Here is a 15,907-nt window from a genome sequence, read left to right as displayed (position 1 = left end):
CGTTTTGCGGGAACCTGCTCCAGCCTGCCGCGAGCTATCGCCCCTGTTTTCGGTATGAGCCGGTCGGGACAAAGGCTCATCCAGTCTCGTCAAAGCAAATGACGATCGCGCTGCCGTCAATCCACCGTCGATCTCCTGGCGTTTGATCTAAATCAAGCTGAGCGCGTCCCATAGGTCTCGAAATCTGGCTGCACTCTTTTTGTAATGAGTTCATCCGATGCAAACTTGGGCCCGAACGCTGATTGCTGTTGTCCTGGCGCTTACGTCATTGAGCGCGATCACCGAGCGAGTGCGCGAACCAGGCGTCACCGATACTGAAATTCGCATCGGGAACGTTATGCCCTACAGCGGGAGTCTGGAGGCCTTCGGAGCGATTGGAAAAGCCGAAGCGGCGTATTTTGAGATGATCAACGAGCGCGGCGGGATCAACGGCCGCAAGGTGCGCTTCATCTCATATGACGACAAATCCGATCCGTCGACCGCGCTGGACCTTACGCGCGGTCTTATCGAGAAAGACGACGCGCTGTTGATGTTCGGTTCGTTCGGAACTCCGGGAAACTTTGCCGTTCGCGCATACTTGAATGAAAGGCAAATCCCTCAACTCTTTGTCGCCTCCGGAGACGATCATCTGAGCGATCCGTCGATGTTCCCGTGGACAATGGGCTGGCAGCCCTCCATTCGGGAAGAGGGGCGCATCTACGCCAACTACATACAGGCGTTCTACCCCGGAAAGAGGATCGTGGCTCTTTGGCAGAACGATCATTTCGGTCGAGAACTGTTCAAGGGATTGGAAGACGGGCTCGGTGACATCGCCCGGATGATCAGGGTCGACGTCGCCTACGATGCCGCAGATGAGCATCTGGACACGCACGTATCGATCTTGAAGCGATCAGGAGCCGAAATTTTTGTATTCGCAGGGATGCCCGCAAACGCAGCGAAAGTCGTCCGGGCGGCGGCAGAGCTCAATTGGCATCCGGTGTTCATCCTGAACCATATGGCTTCATCGATTGCGACGGCGCCAAAGCCGGCTGGTGCGGACAACGGCTCTGAAAAGGCCTTGGGCGCAATTACAGCCGCCTTCCTGAAGGATCCAAATGATCCGGCCTGGAAGGACGAACAGGCCACCAGGGACTGGCAGGCCTTCATTGAGAAATATAATCGGGCCGGAGGCAAAGACGACAATGCCGCCGTCTTCGGCTACGCCGCCGCCGAGACATTGGCCCAGGTGCTCAAGCAATGCGGCAATGACCTGTCTCGCGAGAACGTCATGAAGCAGGCGGCGGCCCTCGAAAACTACCAGGGCTCCATGCTGCTACCTGGGATCAAAATCAGCACTGGTCCCTGGAACTTCCGGCCGATCAAACACCTGCGGCTGATTCAATTCGATGGCCGCACATGGCAGCCGATCGGCGAAGTGCTCGAAACAGCGTTCTCTAATACGCAGAAGTAGGTGGCACGTTTGGACGGACGGGCGGTGGGAGAGAGTTCAAGGGGATGGCTTGCCGAGCCGTAGCTCGCGGCGACGCCTGCCGGCGCGGTTTACCAGAGCCGTTTTCTGGCAAAGGCGTGCCCAGAGCCGGATTTCAGATAGCGCTCGAATGTGCGAGCCTTTTGTTCGTCGGAAAACGCGACGTATGTAACTAGCTTCCACGGGAGAAACTTGGACGTATGGGGAGACTTGCCGGCATTATGGTCCGATAGTCGCCTCTGAACGTCAGATGCCATTCCGACGTAACGCTGGTCGGAAAAACTTTCGCTTTGTAACAAGTAAACGTAATGCATCCGGAGCGGCCCTCCTTCGCCAAGGCTTCGGAGGGCATCCTGCTTCGCGGTCAGGCAGGCTGCAATCCTGCGAAGCGCCTTGGCGCGAAGCAGGATGGTGGGGGAAGAAGGACTCGAACCTTCGAAGTCATAAGACGGCTGATTTACAGTCAGCTCCCTTTGCCACTCGGGACACTCCCCCGTCCAACAGCATCGCAAGCCCAACCGCTTGGAGGCGGCGGATCAGGCCATGGATGACGTTAATACCGTGAGCCGATGGCGGGCTCCCGGTCGGCGCGTTTATGGGCGAAGGGGGGTGGCAAAGTCAACCAAGGCAAGCCGCTAAAAACGGCCCTTGAGCCACCCAAATTGCCATAATCAGGGACCCGTGACACAAGCGTTCCATGAGCGATCGCGACCGAAAAGCGCCATTCCGCCGTGGCGGCGGTAAACCCTTCGAAAAAGGGCGGAAATTCGCGCGTCCGCCCGGCCGCCGCGACCGGGAAACGAGCCCGGACGGGCCAGTGATTCTCTATGGCTGGCACACGGTTGTGGCGGCCCTGGCCAACCCCGAGCGCCAGATCCGCAAACTGTTCCTGACCGAAAATGCCGCCCGGCGCCTCGCAGACGAAAATATCGACACCCGCGTGCCCCCGGAAATCGTCCGGCCGAACCTGATCGACCAGCGGCTCGGCCCCGACGCCGTGCACCAGGGGCTTTTGGCGGAGGCCGATCCCCTGCCCTCGCCCGATATCGATACGCTGGCGCAGGAAGGCATCGTGCTGGTGCTCGACCAGATCACCGATCCGCACAATGTCGGCGCGATCATGCGCTCGGCGGCGGCATTTGCGGTGAAAGCGATCGTCACCACAGCCCGGCACAGCCCGGAGGCCACCGGCGTGCTGGCGAAATCCGCCTCCGGCGCGCTGGAACTGGTGCCGCTGGTGACCGTGCAAAATCTCGCCCGTGCGCTCAACGAGTTGAACGACCTCGGCTTCATGACGGTCGGGCTGGACAGCGAGGGCAGCGCGGACCTCGGCGCGGTGCCGCTGCAGCAGCCGCTCGCGCTGGTGCTAGGTGCCGAGGGCAAGGGCCTGCGGCAACTGACCCGCGAAACCTGCAGCGTGGTGGCGCGGCTCGACATGCCCGGCGAGATCAAGAGCCTGAACGTCTCCAACGCCGCGGTGCTGGCGCTCTATATCGGCGCCAGCCGATTGGGCCTGATGAAATGAAGACGCCCGCTCGCGGAAGCGAACGGGCGGCCAAACTTTCAGGATTCTACCGGATCAGTAGTAGCGGCGCAGCACGCGCTGGCCGTAGTAGCGCCCGGAGTGGCCATAGCGATGCGCGCGATAACCGTAGTGCGGCCGGTTGTAGCCATAGCCGTAGCCGGAGATCGAGCCTTCGCGATAGACCCGACGCGGCGCCCAGTTGCCGGGACCGGTATAGGTCGGGCCCTGGTTGACGTAATAGTACTGCTGCTCCGGATCGGGCAGTCGTTCACGGACCCAGCCGCCGCAGGGATTGCAGCCCGAATAGGCCGCGACCGGCGCGACATAGACTGGCTGTCCGCAAGGGGTGTAACCGCAGGCCATCGCGGGCGCTGCGGCGAAGACGGCAACTGCTGCAATCAATCCTTTAAGTATCTGACGCATTACTCTCTCCTGTCGATATTTCGTTGGTCTTGCAGTTTCTTTGTTTGAGCATGATCTTTCGGAAAACCGGTGCCCACTTTTCCGGATCATGCTCTAGCGTGGAAGGTGGCCTGGCCTGCGCCGGTCATAGTCCGGCGCGTAGATGATCTCGGGCGGATTGACGGGTACGTTCGATTGCGCCGGCAGCGGCGCCGACTGCGCCGACCAGGATTGATGATAGCTCTCGGCCGGCTGCGGCAATCTGCGGTTCGCCGGTGGTTCGATTTCCAGCCGCCCGTAACCGGGCATGCGGCCGGCGCTCGGATAATAATGGCCGACGTTCGGCATCGGATCGACATAGCGGCCACCGTAGACGGTCGGTTGAACATGGATGCGCTTGGCCAGCCCCCAATCGCCCTCGACCACCGCATAGGAGGCGTCGACGCCGTTAATGATGATGGGTACGCCGGGACGGCCCGGAATCACGATGTCGAAGCCTCCGCCGGCAAAGGCCGCCGAATTCGTCGCGATAAAAAGTGCCAATGTGACGCCGATGCGCATCGCTTGGGATCCCGGTTTCCTCACGTCCCAATTTAATCCAACGCGCCATCGCAGGGGTTAAGGCGGCCGGCCAAACTGCCAATAAGGCTAACGCGCAGGCATGGATCGCCACTCAATTGCGAGAAAAGGCGCTATCGAAACGTTAACGCCCCCGCTTCCCGGCTGCCCGCCCAATTGTCATTTACTCGGCGATATCGCACCATCCCCCTCTCCCGCTTCCTCCGGACTCCAGCCGAAATGCCTGAAATGACGACCAAAACGCCTGCGAAGAACGTGCTCTGGATCATGTGCGACCAGCTTCGCTACGACTATCTCGGCTGTACCGGACACCCGATCCTGAAGACGCCGAACATCGACGCGATGGCCAGGCGCGGCGTGCTGTTCTCGAACGCCTATGTGCAGTCGCCGATCTGCGGTCCGTCGCGGATGTCGTTCTATACCGGCCGCTACATGCGCTCGCACGGTTCGCACTGGAACGGTTGGCCGCTGCGGGTCGGGGAACCCACGCTCGGCGATCACTTGAAGAAGATCGGCGTCCGCAACGGGCTGGTCGGCAAGACGCATATGGCGCCGGACCTGGAGGGACTGAAGAATCTCGGCATCCCGCAGGATTCGATCATCGGCGTGCATGTGTCGGAATGCGGGTTCGAGCCTTACGAGCGCGACGATGGGCTGCATCCTACCGGGCGGCCGCGGCCGGCCTACGACAATTATCTGCGCGAGCACGGCTACGACGCGCCCAATCCGTGGGAGCACTGGGCCAATTCCGGCGCGGCCGAGGACGGGAGCCTGCAGAACGGCTGGCTGCTGGTGCATGCCGACAAGGCCGCGCGCGTGCCGGACGAACATTCCGAAACGCCCTACATGACGCGGCGCGCGATGGAGTTCATTGCGGAAGCCGAGGACGACGGGCGGCCGTGGTGCCTGCATCTGTCCTACATCAAGCCGCACTGGCCTTATATCGCGCCGGAGCCCTACGCCAGCATGTACGGTCCGCAGGACGTGCAGCCGGTGATCCGCTCGCAGGAGGAACGCGCCAACGCGCATCCGGTGTTCGCCGCCTATATGGAGATGCGCTACTCCCGCAACATGTCGCGCAACGAGGCGCGCGAAAAAGTCATTCCGACCTATATGGGCCTGATCAAGCAGATCGACGACCAGATGGGCGTCCTGATGCAATTCCTCGAAGCGCGCGGCCTGCTCGACACCACCATGATCGTGTTCACGTCGGATCATGGCGACTATCTCGGCGATCACTGGATGGGCGAGAAGGATCTGTTCCACGAACAATCAGCCAAGATCCCGCTGATCGTGATCGATCCGTCGGCGTCCGCCGACAGCACGCGCGGCACCGTGAGCGATGCGCTGGTCGAGGCGATCGATCTGGCGCCGACCTTTATCGATTATTTCGGCAGCAATCCGCCGGACCACATTCTGGAAGGACGTTCGCTGCTGCCGCTCCTGCATGGCGACAAGCCTGCCGACTGGCGCAAGGTGGTGTTCTCTGAATACGACTACGCCATGCAGGACGTCCGCGTGATGCTGAACCAGCCGATCGAGCGCTGCCGGCTGTTCATGGTGTTCGACGGCCGCTGGAAATTCATCCACGCCTCCGGCTTTCGGCCGATGCTCTACGACCTCGAAACCGACCCGCAGGAATTTGTCGACCGCGGCGCCGACCCTTCATGTGCCGATATCGTGGCGCGGCTGCAATCGGAGCTCGTCGACTGGGCGCTGCATCCGAGGATGCACATCACCACCCCGAACGCGAAGATCGCGTCGTATGCGGCCCAGCAATTGCAGGTGAAGAACGGCGTGCTGATCGGCATCTGGGACGAGGCCGAACTTGGGGCGATCAGGGAGAGGATCGGGATGAAGCCTTAGGCGCCGGCCCCACACGCGCCAACCCTGTTCTGCCCTGGCATTCGGCGAAAACCATCGAAGAGTTCCGGTGTTGCGGCGGAGACACGTCGTGCTGGTAAATTGCGACCGCTCACGCCACGTTTATTGCAGTTCCGAGCGCGCGGACGCTACGGTCGCCCGGCGAAACACCTTCGCAGCCCTTCGAGGAGCGCAATGAAGCCATATCGCGCCGATATCGGATCTGCCGGCTGGTTATCCTTTCTCGGCCGGGCGTCATTGCCTCGACTGTATGCGATAGCGATGGCGGCGTTGTTTCTGCTGCCGGTCGGCGCAAGTTCGGCGCTGGCAGCGCCGAATTCCGCGTCGGTGGCTTCCACCGCTCATGTCTACCTGCTCCGTGGCGTGCTCAATATCTTTTCTCTGGGACTCGATGACATAGCGGCACAGCTGCGGGCGCAGGGCATCCCGGTTACGGTTGCAAACTTCGCCTCATGGTCGTCGCTCGCCGACGAAGCCGCCGTGGGCTACAGGAGCGGCAGGATCAAGACGATCATTCTGGTCGGGCATTCCTCTGGAGCGACCGCCCTGCCCGACATGGTCGCCAAGCTGGATCAGCTTGGCGCTCCCGTGAAGCTGGCAATCGGCCTGGATTCGGTGTTTCGCACCAAGCTCTCGGGGCGCGTGGGACGCTACGTAAACTTCTACATCGCCAACGGCAACGGCGAGCCGGTCGCGAAGACCGCGCAATTCCAGGGCAAGCTCGAGAATATCAATGTGCAGAACGTGCCTGGCGTCGGGCACATGTCAATCGAAAAGAACCAGATCATGCAGCGCAAGGTGATCAGCGAGATCGACGCCGTCGTATTTGGCCGATCTGCACCATCTTCGGGGGCGCAGAGGCCACGACAGCCCGGAGCGGCGGACGCGGTGAGATCAGGCCCGGCGAGGGCCGCGGCGGTACGCGAGTAGTCCGAACGCCGTCGCAGAAGCGACGAATGCCGCAAATTCTGCCGATTCTTCGACGATAGATCACCCGCAGAGCGGCGGATGTGGCGTACCTTTGCGCCTAAATCGCGAAGCGGAATGTACATGAGACGTCCGACGCAGGTTGCGGCCGTGGTGATCCGTGCAGCCCTTTCCGTCTGCATCTTGTCGGCCGTTTGCAATCTGGCGATCGCCGGCCCGGTCGCACGCACGACCAACGCTGTCGCGACGGCCGCCCCCGACACGCCGCCAGCCGCGACCCAGCCGCAGGCGCGCGTCTACCTGTTCCGTGGCGCGCTCGGTCCGATCTTTTCGCGCGGGATGGACCACCTGACCAAGCGCCTCGAAGAAGCCGGCATCCGGGCGGACGTCTACGAATTCACCATTTGCCGGCTGATCGCGGATCAGGCTATCCGCGATTTCCGTGACAATCCCGCTCCGATCGTCCTGATCGGGCATTCGATGGGTGGGCTCTGTGCCCTGACGTTCGCCGGGATACTGAAGTCCGAAAACATCCCGGCAAGCCTGGTGGTCACCATCGATCCGGCTCACGCAAGCCCGAAGGTGCCGCTGAACGTCGAGCGTTACATCAACATTTTCCTGTCCGACAGCGTATTGGGTGGCGGCGATGTGATGGCAGAGCCGGGTTACCAGGGTCACTACGCGAGCTTCGATTTGAAGCAGCACGAGGAAGTCAGCCACATCAACATCGACAAGATGGATTCCATCCACGAGCAATTGGTGACGGCAATTGCGCAACTTGCGACGACGCCTTTGCCGGCCAAGGGCGAGGCGCTGCCGTTGCGCTATGTCGTTCCTTCCGATGCTCCGCTTGAGCTATGGGACAGCGGCACGCCGCAATTCGCCCGTTCGGGCGATACCTTGCAGCGGCTTGCGGCACTCAACCATGTACCGCTGTGGTCACTTACCCAAGTCAATCAGTATTCAGAGAGTGCACCGCTGTCACAAGGTCAGCGCGTTTTGGTTCCGCGCCGTCTTACGCCACCTGTTGCAACATCTGTGGCGTCGCGCCCGAAACCTTAGCTTGCAGCGGCGTCAGGTCGGCGGCAGGAACGGAATCAGCATCGGAACCCGACGGCAATACGATCCATAGGCATCCGCACCGAGTTCAGTCGTGAGGAAGCCTTCCTCCATGCGGGCCTTCAACCCCATCCCGAGCGAGATCAGCACCGCGCCCAGCATCGCGGTCACGGTTCCGACCGCGATACCCGTCACCAACATCCCCGCGATAAGCCCCGTGTAGATCGGGTGGCGCACCATCCCGTAGGGGCCGGTGTCAATGACCTGATGGCCTTCCTTGTGTGTGATCGCGTTCGACCAGAAACGTCCGAGATGAATTCTCCCCCACCATGTGAACGAGATTCCCGCAAGGACAAGGCACGCCAGCACGTAGATGCCAGCGCTACCAAACTGCCAGAGCGGCTTTTCCCCCAGGAGCTTTCCAGTCAATGGCAAGAAGAGAATGGCCCCTAAAAGAATGGGGATGCGGTACTTGAGCGAGTCCCAGGTCATCACGTGCTTCTTGGTTTGGCCGGACCAGAACGATGCGACGACCCAACTGATGACCCACGAAATCCAGATGATGGCGAGCAACTGTGTGGGCCAGGTCGTGGTCCAGCCACTCAAGGCGAAAGCCAACCATTGACTGGGATCATTCAGCATGTCGTGGACCGTATTAATTGATTGGATCAGCCGCCAAACCGGCGCTCGACGTGAAACGGTCGAGGGCGCGTATTCGGCGTTGAGCCCCATTCAGGTTGATTGTTGCCGGCATCGAGCAGATGCGCAATGGTTTCACGCAACACGGGTTCGACGGGCCCTGGCGCATAGCCCAGCTCGCGTTGCGCTTTTTCGATCGACAAGGCGCCCGCCCGCAACGCGATACGGACGCCTTCGGCCGTACCGGACGGGGGCCGGCGCGTCACGTGATCGGCGATGAACTCCAGCGTTGCAGTGACCATTTCGGCGACCTTGGCGTTCACTTGAATGCGCCGGACGCGACGGCCGCTGATGTCACCCATGAGTTCGAGAACCTGACTTAGGGGCATGCTTTCGCCGCCGAGAACGTAGCGATGTCCGGCCTGTCCGCGCTCCATGGCAAGGATGAGCCCTTCGGCGGCGTCGCGCACATCGACGAGGTTCACGACAAAATCAAGATGCAAGTGAAGGCGTCGGCCGAGAAAATACCGGAGCATCACCGTCGGCGGGGTCAGGTTGTGGTCATAAGGCCCGACGGGCATGGTGGGACAGCCGATAATCACCGGATATCCCGATGCGGCTGCCTGCATGGCGAACCGGTCGGCAAGCATTTTCGAGCGCGTATATGGGCCCGGCATGTCGTCCGGCAGCAACGCATCGTCAGCGACGGGAACCATCGATGGTGAGGCACGGAACAGAATGGATTCCGTCGAGCAGTGCAGGAAGCGCTTTATGCCGCGCTTGCGCGCCGTCTCAATGACGATCTCGGTGCCACCGAAATTTACGGCGTGAAAATCAGCTTTCCGCGGCAGCCACATCCCCGGCAGGCCGGCCAGGTGATAGACCTCGTCGACCCCGTCCATTGCTCGGTCCACCAGGTCGCGATCAAGTACCGATCCACTGACATGCTGAACCCGCGGCAAGGCGCGGGGTGGTGGCTGAAGATCGAGAACCCTCACCTGCCCACCTCGCGCGATCAGCGCCGCAACGAGGTGCTTTCCGATGAATCCACTGCCGCCTGTGACCAGTATGCGCATCATGCTGCGGGTGCACTCAAGCTGAACTATTTGAGATCACGATGTAGCACCTTGCGGATCCCCGTGGATGATGATGGCGAGATCGCGCCGAAAGCCCAGCGCGATAAACAGCTTCGCCATCACAAACATTGGTCCGAGTAAAAGATGGGTCGGATTGTCGACAAGTGCCGGCTGCCGTCGCTCAAACACGCGGTGCCCAATTATCTGCGATGCGACGCCAACGACAATCAGGATGGCCGTAAGTGACCACATGCCCGCAGTCGTCGCATGACTAACGATCACGGCGGCGGCTGAGAGCAACACGACCGCAGTGCCAAGGATCGCGGCTCCGAGCGCGAAGTCGAGCAGGAACCAGTAGATGAGCACTGGTACGACAGCGATAGTTGCCGCGCTGGCTTGGATTCCGAATACGGTGATGGACCACAGGCTGAGCGGGAGAACGGCGGCCAGGAACAAGAACACGATGCCGAAGACATGCATCGCGCAATTCCAGGGATCACGATGATATTCAACGTAATCCGCAAGTTGCCGCCGAAAATATGAACTCATGCGGTGCTCATCCCTATTCTGTCGGCAGCTGAGGCCAAGTTGCGTCAAAAACCCGACGCCCCTGCTTCAATAGCTAGAGTTAAACTTGGGAAGCATGGTCAAGTCAAAGCGCGGCCGCCGTGGTATTCGCGGTTCCTTGAACGCAGAAGAAGCTGCCATGAAGACAAATCACGCAGTAATTCAGGCAACTAGCATGATATGGGTTCCCTGGAACCCGACACACCTTGCGAAAATTTTTCCGGCAAGAATGGCCGTTCAGCCAAGCGGACATGGCTTTCAGCCAGGTCACGAATCACTTGAAGTCCTTGACCTCGGCCGGGGCGGCCATGCCGACGACACGCGCGAGCTGGCTGACCGGAACGAAATCCTTGGCCGCTGCAAGTCAAAAGGCTGCGTGCTGATCGGCATCTGGGATGAGCAGGAACTCGATGCGATCCGCGCGCGAATCGTGGCGCCACCGGTGCAATGAACATTCCAGCCATGATGGTGAACGCGCATTCAAGAAAGTTTCTCGGTGTTCCCTGCAACAGATCGAAGCGGCATTCGTTTTTATTCGGGGTAACAACGAATGGAGAAGAACCATGAGGAAACTCGGGTTGGCCGCTTTGGCGGCTGTCGCCATCGGTGCACCCACGGCCGCAAGCGCAGGCGGATTCGGCGTCTATGTAGGCGGCGATCGGGGCTATTACGGCGACCGTTACTACGGTGGTCCTCGCTTCGGGTTCTATGAGCATGATCGCGGCCTGCATCGCGGGTGGTATCACCGCAACTATTATGGCGACCGAGGCGTCGTCATCCGGCGTCATCACTGGGACGACTAGTGAAGATGCTGGCTAGTGAAAATGGCCCCTTCAAGGGGCCATTTTTTCGTCGATGCGGGCCGAGCGTCTACCCTAATTCGTGATCTTGTACCCTGTCTCTTTGGGGTCGAGCCGACCGGGATCAGTCCGATCGCGAGCAGCTTCTCCTTGACCTCGGGCTTGGCGAGCGCGGCGGCGGCCGCCTCGCTCAGCTTTTTCGCGAAATCGGATGGAGCGCCCGCCGGCAGCCACATGCCGTACCAGGCATCCGCCACCAGATCGACGCCGCTCTCCTTCAGCGTTGGGGCATCGGGCAGGAAGGGCGAACGCGTCTCGCTGCCGACCGCGAGAATCCGGACGTTGCCCGCGCGATGCTGCGGGATGGCATCGGTCAACGTGGAAATCGCAAACGGCATATGGCCGCCGACGAGATCGTTGATGATCGGCGCGCTGCCGCGATAGGCGACGCGCGTCAGCTTGATGCCGAGCGCCTGTTCGAGCCGCGATCCGCTGAAATGCGGAATGGTGCCGTTGCTGGGTACGCCGAACGTAGCCTTGTCCGGATTGGCTTTCAGCCAGGCGACGAATTGCTTGAAGTCCTTGACCTCTGCCGGGACAGCCGTGCCGACGAAGACACAGAACTCGAACCGCGCGAGCTGGCCGACCGGAACGAAATCCTTTGCCGCGTCAAAACTCGGCGTCGTCTCGACCATCGGCAGCAGATACATCGTCGGTCCCGTGGTGACGAGAATAGTGGTGCCGTCAGGATTGGCTCCCTTCACCGCCTTGATGCCGATCAGCCCGTCACCGCCGGTGCGGTTCTCGACGATGATGTTACGATCAAGCAATGGGCCGAGGTGCTGCGCCAGCAACCGGCACAGCGCGTCGCCGCCCCCACCGGCCGCGAACGGAAAGATGATTTTGGTCAGCGGGCCCGATTGCGCCAGCGCCTGGCCCGTCCATGCGGCCAGTGAACATGCGGCGCTTCCGGCCAGAAAATCTCGGCGTTTCATCCTGTTCCTCCGGACACTTTATAATTGTTGATCAACCCGCAGCGGTGAGACGCCCCCGCGTCAGGCCAGCACGGTTTCGACTACGGTCATAATTCCGATCGCGACGGTGGCAAGACCCACCGCGCCCTGCAGGGCGCGATTGGCCCAGGTGAGCGAGCGGGCGGAGACCGCAAGCGGCACGGCGATCACCATCGACAGCGCGCCCATGCCGATCATCGAGCCGATGCCGAACAGTGCAACATATCCTAATCCGACCGCGGGACTGGGCGCCTGCGTGACCGTCAGCACCAGAAGCGCGGCAGAGCCCGCCATGCCGTGCATCAGCCCGACCAGCAGGGTACGCCAGCGGAAGCCGTGGCCGTGCGCATGCGCCGCACGGGCATGCGGGCTGGTTTCGCCGGCATGGCTGTGGGCATGGAAATGCACCGTGCCGTCGCCATGGCCGTGCTGGTGAAAATGCACGCGGTCGCGCCACAGCCGCCACAGCACATGGGCACCGAGGCCGACCAGCATGACGCCGACGGCGGTCTCGATCGGCCGGGCAATGCTTTCGGGGATCGCGTGGCCGAGCAGGATGGCGGCGCCGGCAAAGACGAACAGTGTCAGCGTATGACCGAGCCCCCAGGTCAGCCCGTGCTTGACGATATCGGCCACATGGCTGCGGCGTGCGGCGATGCTGGATACGGCGGCGATATGATCGGCCTCGAGAGCATGCTGCATGCCCAGCAAAAACCCCAGCCCCAGAATTCCGAACATACGCCCCCTACCCACTTCGCTTGAAAACGCTATGAAATACCAGTTGGAAGCCTTTGTCAGGTCAAGACTTCATCGAACAGGCTCTTCATCGACGCCCAGGAGCGGCGGTCGGCCTGTTCGTTGTACAACGCGGTGCGCATCATCGAGCCGTCGGCGGCCGGGTTGGTGAAACCGTGCAGCGTGTTGCCGTAGGCGATGACCTGCCAATCCTTCACGCCGCCGGTACGCATCTCGTTTTCGAAATCGGCAACCTGTTCCGGCGACGCCAGCGGATCATCCACGCCGGTGCAGACCAGCACGCTGGCCTTCACTTGCCCCGGTTGCGCCGGCATCTTGGTCGCCAGCACGCCGTGGAAACTGACCACCGCCTTCAGGTCGGCGCCCTCGCGCGCCAGCTCCAGCACCACCGACCCGCCAAAACAGAACCCGATCGCCGCCAGCCTGCCGGCATCGACCTGCGGCAGCGCGGCGAGCGCAGCCAGCGCGGCACGGCCGCGGGCGCGGAGTTTTTCCGGCTCGGCGCGAAGCCCGCCGACCAGGGTAGCGACTTCCTGCAGATTGGTCGCCTGCCGCCGATCGCCGAACATGTCGGCGGCCAACGCGACATAGCCGAGACCGGCGAGCCGGCGCGCGCGCTCCATCGCGAATTCGCCAAGCCCAAGCCCTTCGTGAAACACCAGCACGCCGGGCCGCGGCTCGGCAGCATTTTCATCAATGGCCAGATAGCCGCGCAGATTGGCCTCGTCACAGCGGTAGTCGACGTCGCGCGCCTGAACCAAAATCAAATTGCGATCCCTCAAAATGATAAGGAGCCGGAACTTCACACCGGTTTGCGAGCCGCACAACCAAAATTGCAACGCTGCGCCTTCCCGCTGATCGGCATCACGCCGGTTTGACTCAGCCGGATTGCGAACACCGGAACGATGGGCTGAAGGGGCGCTTACCCCGCACCATCAGCAACGGAGTGCCCTATGACGAAATCCAAAATTCTCGCCGCCGCAGCGATCCTTGCGTCCGCGCTCGCCAGCCCGGCAATGGCGCAGCAGGTGATCTACAACCCAGGCGATTGCGCGCAGTTCTATCCAAACGCCAATTGCCAGAACCGCGGACCGGGAAGTCCCTACTATGGCGGCAGCTACCAGAGTGAGGCCTATCGCGATCAGGCCTATCAGGACCGCGCCTGGCGCGACAGCTACAACCGCCAGGACGATGATGACAGCTTCAGGCCCGGCGATGTCGCGGCCGGCGTTGTCGGCGGCGCGGTTGGCACGGCGGCTGCCATCGCCACCTCCCCGGTCGGCGGCGACGAATATGCCCGCCGCAACGGTTTTGTCTGCGTCCCCGGCACCTGGTTCCGCGGTGAGGACGGCCGGCAGCATCTCTGCCAGTAGGGCTGCGCGAATCGTGTTCGGAAAAGGCGGCTGGAAAGGCGGCCTTTTCCACGCGGGAGCGATGCAAGCGGTTCTTGAGGTTCTGGCCCTTTGCGACGAAGTCTGATATTCGAGCCGCCGAAGATCGCACCAAGTAGCGGGGTATTTCAGCCCTCGCCGATCGCTTCAATTCGCCGGTTTAGCTCAGCGGTAGAGCAGCGGTTTTGTAAACCGAAGGTCGGGAGTTCAATCCTCTCAACCGGCACCATTCTTATAACTGATTGAAAATATTGAACTATCACCCCCATCCGAACGCCCCGATACTCTCGAGCATCGTTTCAGGCGCGCATCGTCCGCCCCCTTTTGCGTCCAATGGATTTTTCCATTTTTCGGATCAACAGTGATTCCAATGCACCATGTCGCCTGGTCGCGCCGATCCTTGTTGTGGCGGTCGCGACCAGCGCTTCGACCTGCGAGCCATCGAGATTGGCGCGCAGGCCTCACGGTCGCCCCGGTGGGGTTTATCTTCGCCTTTCTCGAGATGGAGCTGCTTCGTTAGCTACCCACCGCACTTTGGCAGAAGATTGGACACAGCTCCAACCAGCTCAGGCATGACCTCCTCCGCCGTACGCTTGCCCGTCACCAGGCTCTCTATGTGATGCTTGATCACCTCGATAATTTTCAGCGAGTTATCACCCGGGAAGGACGCCCATTCCGTCAGCAACGGTAATTGCTGGATACTGGTCATGTGGTTGGGGCTCCTTGCATAGAAAGCGCCGAGCAGGTCCGGCGTTTTCACGGCGATCTCGTTGCCGGGCATATAGCCGGTGGAATTGACCATCGCGGTCTGGCCGACCGGGCCGGTGGCGAACTTTACATATTTCCAGGCAGCCTTCTGGCGTTCGGCGTCCTTTGCGAAGACCATGGCAACGTTTCCGCCTGCGGGAAGGCGCCCGTCGGCGACCGCGAGCGGAAAGGCGACGGTCTTGAACTGGAACCGATTGCCGATCTGCCGCTCGGCCGCGGCCACATAGGATGTGGAATCCGCTGATATCGCGATGTTGCCGGCGACGAATGATTGCCGAGCCTGACCGAGCCCGAGATTCGGCATGCCCGATTTGCCGAAAGCTTCGAGCGTCTTCAGCGCCCACATGCCGTTTGCGTCGTCGAAGGCGATGCTGCATCCGTCAGCTTTGAGAATACGGCCGCCTTTGCTCGTCACCAGCGACTGAAACAACCAGTTGCCGGTTTGCTCCCACTGATAATAGAAGCCGGTAACCGCGGTGCCCGCTTTCGCCTCGATGGTCTTGCCCAGCGCCAGAAGCTCTGGCCAGGTCTTTGGAAGCGCTGACACATCGGTGCCGGCCTTTGCGAGCAGATCGGCATTCACGTACAACACAGGCGTCGAGGTGGCGAACGGCAGGCCGTAGAGCTTGCCCTTGTATTTTCCGAGCTCCGCAAGCGTCGGGTAATAGCCAAGTTCGGCAAGCCCACCATCTGCCGTCGCGAATTCATCCAGCGGCGCGCCTAATCCCCGATCAACAAACAGGCTGATCTGATTGATCCCGTTGAAGGCCACGTCCGGCAGGCGACCGGTGATCTGGTCGCGCAGGATCTGCTGCGCGGCCTCCTCGTAGCTCGCTACGGGATTGCGGAATTTCACCTTGATGTCGGGGTGCGCTTCGGTGAAGCGCCTGGCCAATTCCTGTTGCAGCGCATTGAAGGTACCGGGTGTGGTGTAGAGCACGTCGAGCGTGACCTCGGCCCGCGTAGCAGTCGCGCCGACCGCTATGAAGGCAACGGCCCCGGCAAGCACTGGACCAAGCTTGTTTACGATTCGATCAATCATGGACGGTCTCC

Annotated in this window: 18 protein-coding genes and 2 tRNA genes; 9 read left to right on the top strand and 11 right to left on the bottom strand. The window is 61.3% G+C overall.

Translation table 11 applies throughout. The annotated features are described in order from the left end of the window. The first annotated feature begins 217 nt into the window (after positions 1 to 217). On the top strand, positions 218 to 1,450 hold the full coding sequence (locus ACVWVY_RS22890) for an ABC transporter substrate-binding protein (protein ID WP_456628507.1): 1,233 nt from the start codon (positions 218 to 220) through the stop codon (positions 1,448 to 1,450). An 89-nt stretch (positions 1,451 to 1,539) separates the two neighbouring features. On the opposite strand, the gene ACVWVY_RS22885 is transcribed toward ACVWVY_RS22890, so the two are convergent. Continuing rightward, a complete protein-coding gene (locus ACVWVY_RS22885) occupies positions 1,540 to 1,782 on the bottom strand; it encodes a GIY-YIG nuclease family protein (protein ID WP_456628506.1) in 243 nt (80 codons plus the stop codon). Positions 1,783 to 1,877: 95 nt separating this feature from the next. After that, positions 1,878 to 1,963: transfer RNA gene (locus ACVWVY_RS22880), tRNA-Tyr, on the bottom strand. Positions 1,964 to 2,165: 202 nt separating this feature from the next. Here ACVWVY_RS22880 and rlmB point away from each other — a divergent pair. After that, the gene (rlmB, locus tag ACVWVY_RS22875) at positions 2,166 to 2,993 is read left to right on the top strand and encodes a 23S rRNA (guanosine(2251)-2'-O)-methyltransferase RlmB (protein ID WP_456628505.1); all 828 of its coding nucleotides are present in this window, start codon (positions 2,166 to 2,168) and stop codon (positions 2,991 to 2,993) included. 54 nt (positions 2,994 to 3,047) lie between these two features. Here the strand turns inward: rlmB and ACVWVY_RS22870 are convergent, their stop codons facing one another. Both ACVWVY_RS22870 and ACVWVY_RS22865 read right to left on the bottom strand, forming a co-directional pair. After that, positions 3,048 to 3,416, bottom strand: a complete 369-nt coding sequence (locus tag ACVWVY_RS22870) for a hypothetical protein (RefSeq protein WP_456628504.1) — start codon at positions 3,414 to 3,416, stop codon at positions 3,048 to 3,050. A 93-nt stretch (positions 3,417 to 3,509) separates the two neighbouring features. Then, positions 3,510 to 3,956: a hypothetical protein gene (locus ACVWVY_RS22865; protein WP_456628503.1), complete on the bottom strand. Its 447-nt coding sequence runs from the start codon at positions 3,954 to 3,956 to the stop codon at positions 3,510 to 3,512. 246 nt (positions 3,957 to 4,202) lie between these two features. Here ACVWVY_RS22865 and ACVWVY_RS22860 point away from each other — a divergent pair, with 246 nt between their 5' ends. The 3 genes from ACVWVY_RS22860 (at position 4,203) to ACVWVY_RS22850 (ending at position 7,847) form a co-directional block, all read left to right on the top strand. After that, positions 4,203 to 5,840: an alkaline phosphatase family protein gene (locus ACVWVY_RS22860; RefSeq protein ID WP_456628502.1), complete on the top strand. Its 1,638-nt coding sequence runs from the start codon at positions 4,203 to 4,205 to the stop codon at positions 5,838 to 5,840. A 192-nt stretch (positions 5,841 to 6,032) separates the two neighbouring features. After that, on the top strand, positions 6,033 to 6,788 hold the full coding sequence (locus tag ACVWVY_RS22855) for a hypothetical protein (RefSeq protein WP_456628501.1): 756 nt from the start codon (positions 6,033 to 6,035) through the stop codon (positions 6,786 to 6,788). A gap of 120 nt (positions 6,789 to 6,908) precedes the next feature. Continuing rightward, positions 6,909 to 7,847: an alpha/beta fold hydrolase gene (locus ACVWVY_RS22850; RefSeq protein WP_456628500.1), complete on the top strand. Its 939-nt coding sequence runs from the start codon at positions 6,909 to 6,911 to the stop codon at positions 7,845 to 7,847. Between the two features lie 12 nt (positions 7,848 to 7,859). Here ACVWVY_RS22850 and ACVWVY_RS22845 read toward each other — a convergent pair whose 3' ends face one another. The 3 genes from ACVWVY_RS22845 to ACVWVY_RS22835 are packed head-to-tail and all read right to left on the bottom strand — an operon-like array spanning position 7,860 to position 10,108. Then, positions 7,860 to 8,486: a methyltransferase family protein gene (locus tag ACVWVY_RS22845; RefSeq protein WP_456628499.1), complete on the bottom strand. Its 627-nt coding sequence runs from the start codon at positions 8,484 to 8,486 to the stop codon at positions 7,860 to 7,862. Between the two features lie 26 nt (positions 8,487 to 8,512). Next, a complete protein-coding gene (locus ACVWVY_RS22840; RefSeq protein ID WP_456628498.1) occupies positions 8,513 to 9,562 on the bottom strand; it encodes an NAD-dependent epimerase/dehydratase family protein in 1,050 nt (349 codons plus the stop codon). A gap of 33 nt (positions 9,563 to 9,595) precedes the next feature. After that, positions 9,596 to 10,108 (bottom strand): Mpo1 family 2-hydroxy fatty acid dioxygenase, encoded by a 513-nt coding sequence (locus ACVWVY_RS22835; RefSeq protein WP_456628497.1) that lies wholly within the window; start codon positions 10,106 to 10,108, stop codon positions 9,596 to 9,598. Positions 10,109 to 10,193: 85 nt separating this feature from the next. On the opposite strand from ACVWVY_RS22835, the gene ACVWVY_RS22830 reads away from it, so the two are divergent. After that, positions 10,194 to 10,577: a hypothetical protein gene (locus ACVWVY_RS22830; protein ID WP_456628496.1), complete on the top strand. Its 384-nt coding sequence runs from the start codon at positions 10,194 to 10,196 to the stop codon at positions 10,575 to 10,577. A 112-nt stretch (positions 10,578 to 10,689) separates the two neighbouring features. Continuing rightward, positions 10,690 to 10,929, top strand: a complete 240-nt coding sequence (locus ACVWVY_RS22825; RefSeq protein WP_456628495.1) for a hypothetical protein — start codon at positions 10,690 to 10,692, stop codon at positions 10,927 to 10,929. Here the strand turns inward: ACVWVY_RS22825 and ACVWVY_RS22820 are convergent. From ACVWVY_RS22820 to ACVWVY_RS22810, 3 genes are read right to left on the bottom strand one after another with little or no spacing between them, the layout of a single operon-like run. Beyond that, complete coding sequence (locus ACVWVY_RS22820; protein WP_456628494.1) at positions 10,926 to 11,921, bottom strand: tripartite tricarboxylate transporter substrate-binding protein; 996 nt, start codon at positions 11,919 to 11,921, stop codon at positions 10,926 to 10,928. The two genes, ACVWVY_RS22825 and ACVWVY_RS22820, sit on opposite strands and share 4 nt — an antisense overlap. A 60-nt stretch (positions 11,922 to 11,981) precedes the next feature. After that, the gene (locus ACVWVY_RS22815) at positions 11,982 to 12,677 is read right to left on the bottom strand and encodes an urease accessory protein (RefSeq protein WP_456628493.1); all 696 of its coding nucleotides are present in this window, start codon (positions 12,675 to 12,677) and stop codon (positions 11,982 to 11,984) included. A gap of 56 nt (positions 12,678 to 12,733) precedes the next feature. Then, positions 12,734 to 13,462 carry a dienelactone hydrolase family protein gene (locus ACVWVY_RS22810; RefSeq protein WP_456628492.1) on the bottom strand — a complete coding sequence of 243 codons (729 nt, stop codon included), beginning with the start codon at positions 13,460 to 13,462 and terminating at the stop codon, positions 12,734 to 12,736. A 186-nt stretch (positions 13,463 to 13,648) separates the two neighbouring features. Here ACVWVY_RS22810 and ACVWVY_RS22805 point away from each other — a divergent pair, with 186 nt between their 5' ends. Together ACVWVY_RS22805 and ACVWVY_RS22800 are read left to right on the top strand one after the other, a co-directional pair. Next, a complete protein-coding gene (locus tag ACVWVY_RS22805; RefSeq protein WP_456628491.1) occupies positions 13,649 to 14,068 on the top strand; it encodes a hypothetical protein in 420 nt (139 codons plus the stop codon). A gap of 172 nt (positions 14,069 to 14,240) precedes the next feature. Beyond that, a tRNA-Thr gene (locus ACVWVY_RS22800) sits at positions 14,241 to 14,315 on the top strand. Positions 14,316 to 14,606: 291 nt separating this feature from the next. Here the strand turns inward: ACVWVY_RS22800 and ACVWVY_RS22795 are convergent. Beyond that, positions 14,607 to 15,896, bottom strand: a complete 1,290-nt coding sequence (locus ACVWVY_RS22795) for an ABC transporter substrate-binding protein (RefSeq protein ID WP_456628490.1) — start codon at positions 15,894 to 15,896, stop codon at positions 14,607 to 14,609. Between the last annotated feature and the right edge of the window lie 11 nt (positions 15,897 to 15,907).

Source organism: Bradyrhizobium sp. URHC0002 (assembly GCF_054059515.1).
The sequence above is the reverse complement of the archived record's forward strand: the minus strand, read 5'-3'. Positions and strand labels throughout refer to the sequence as shown.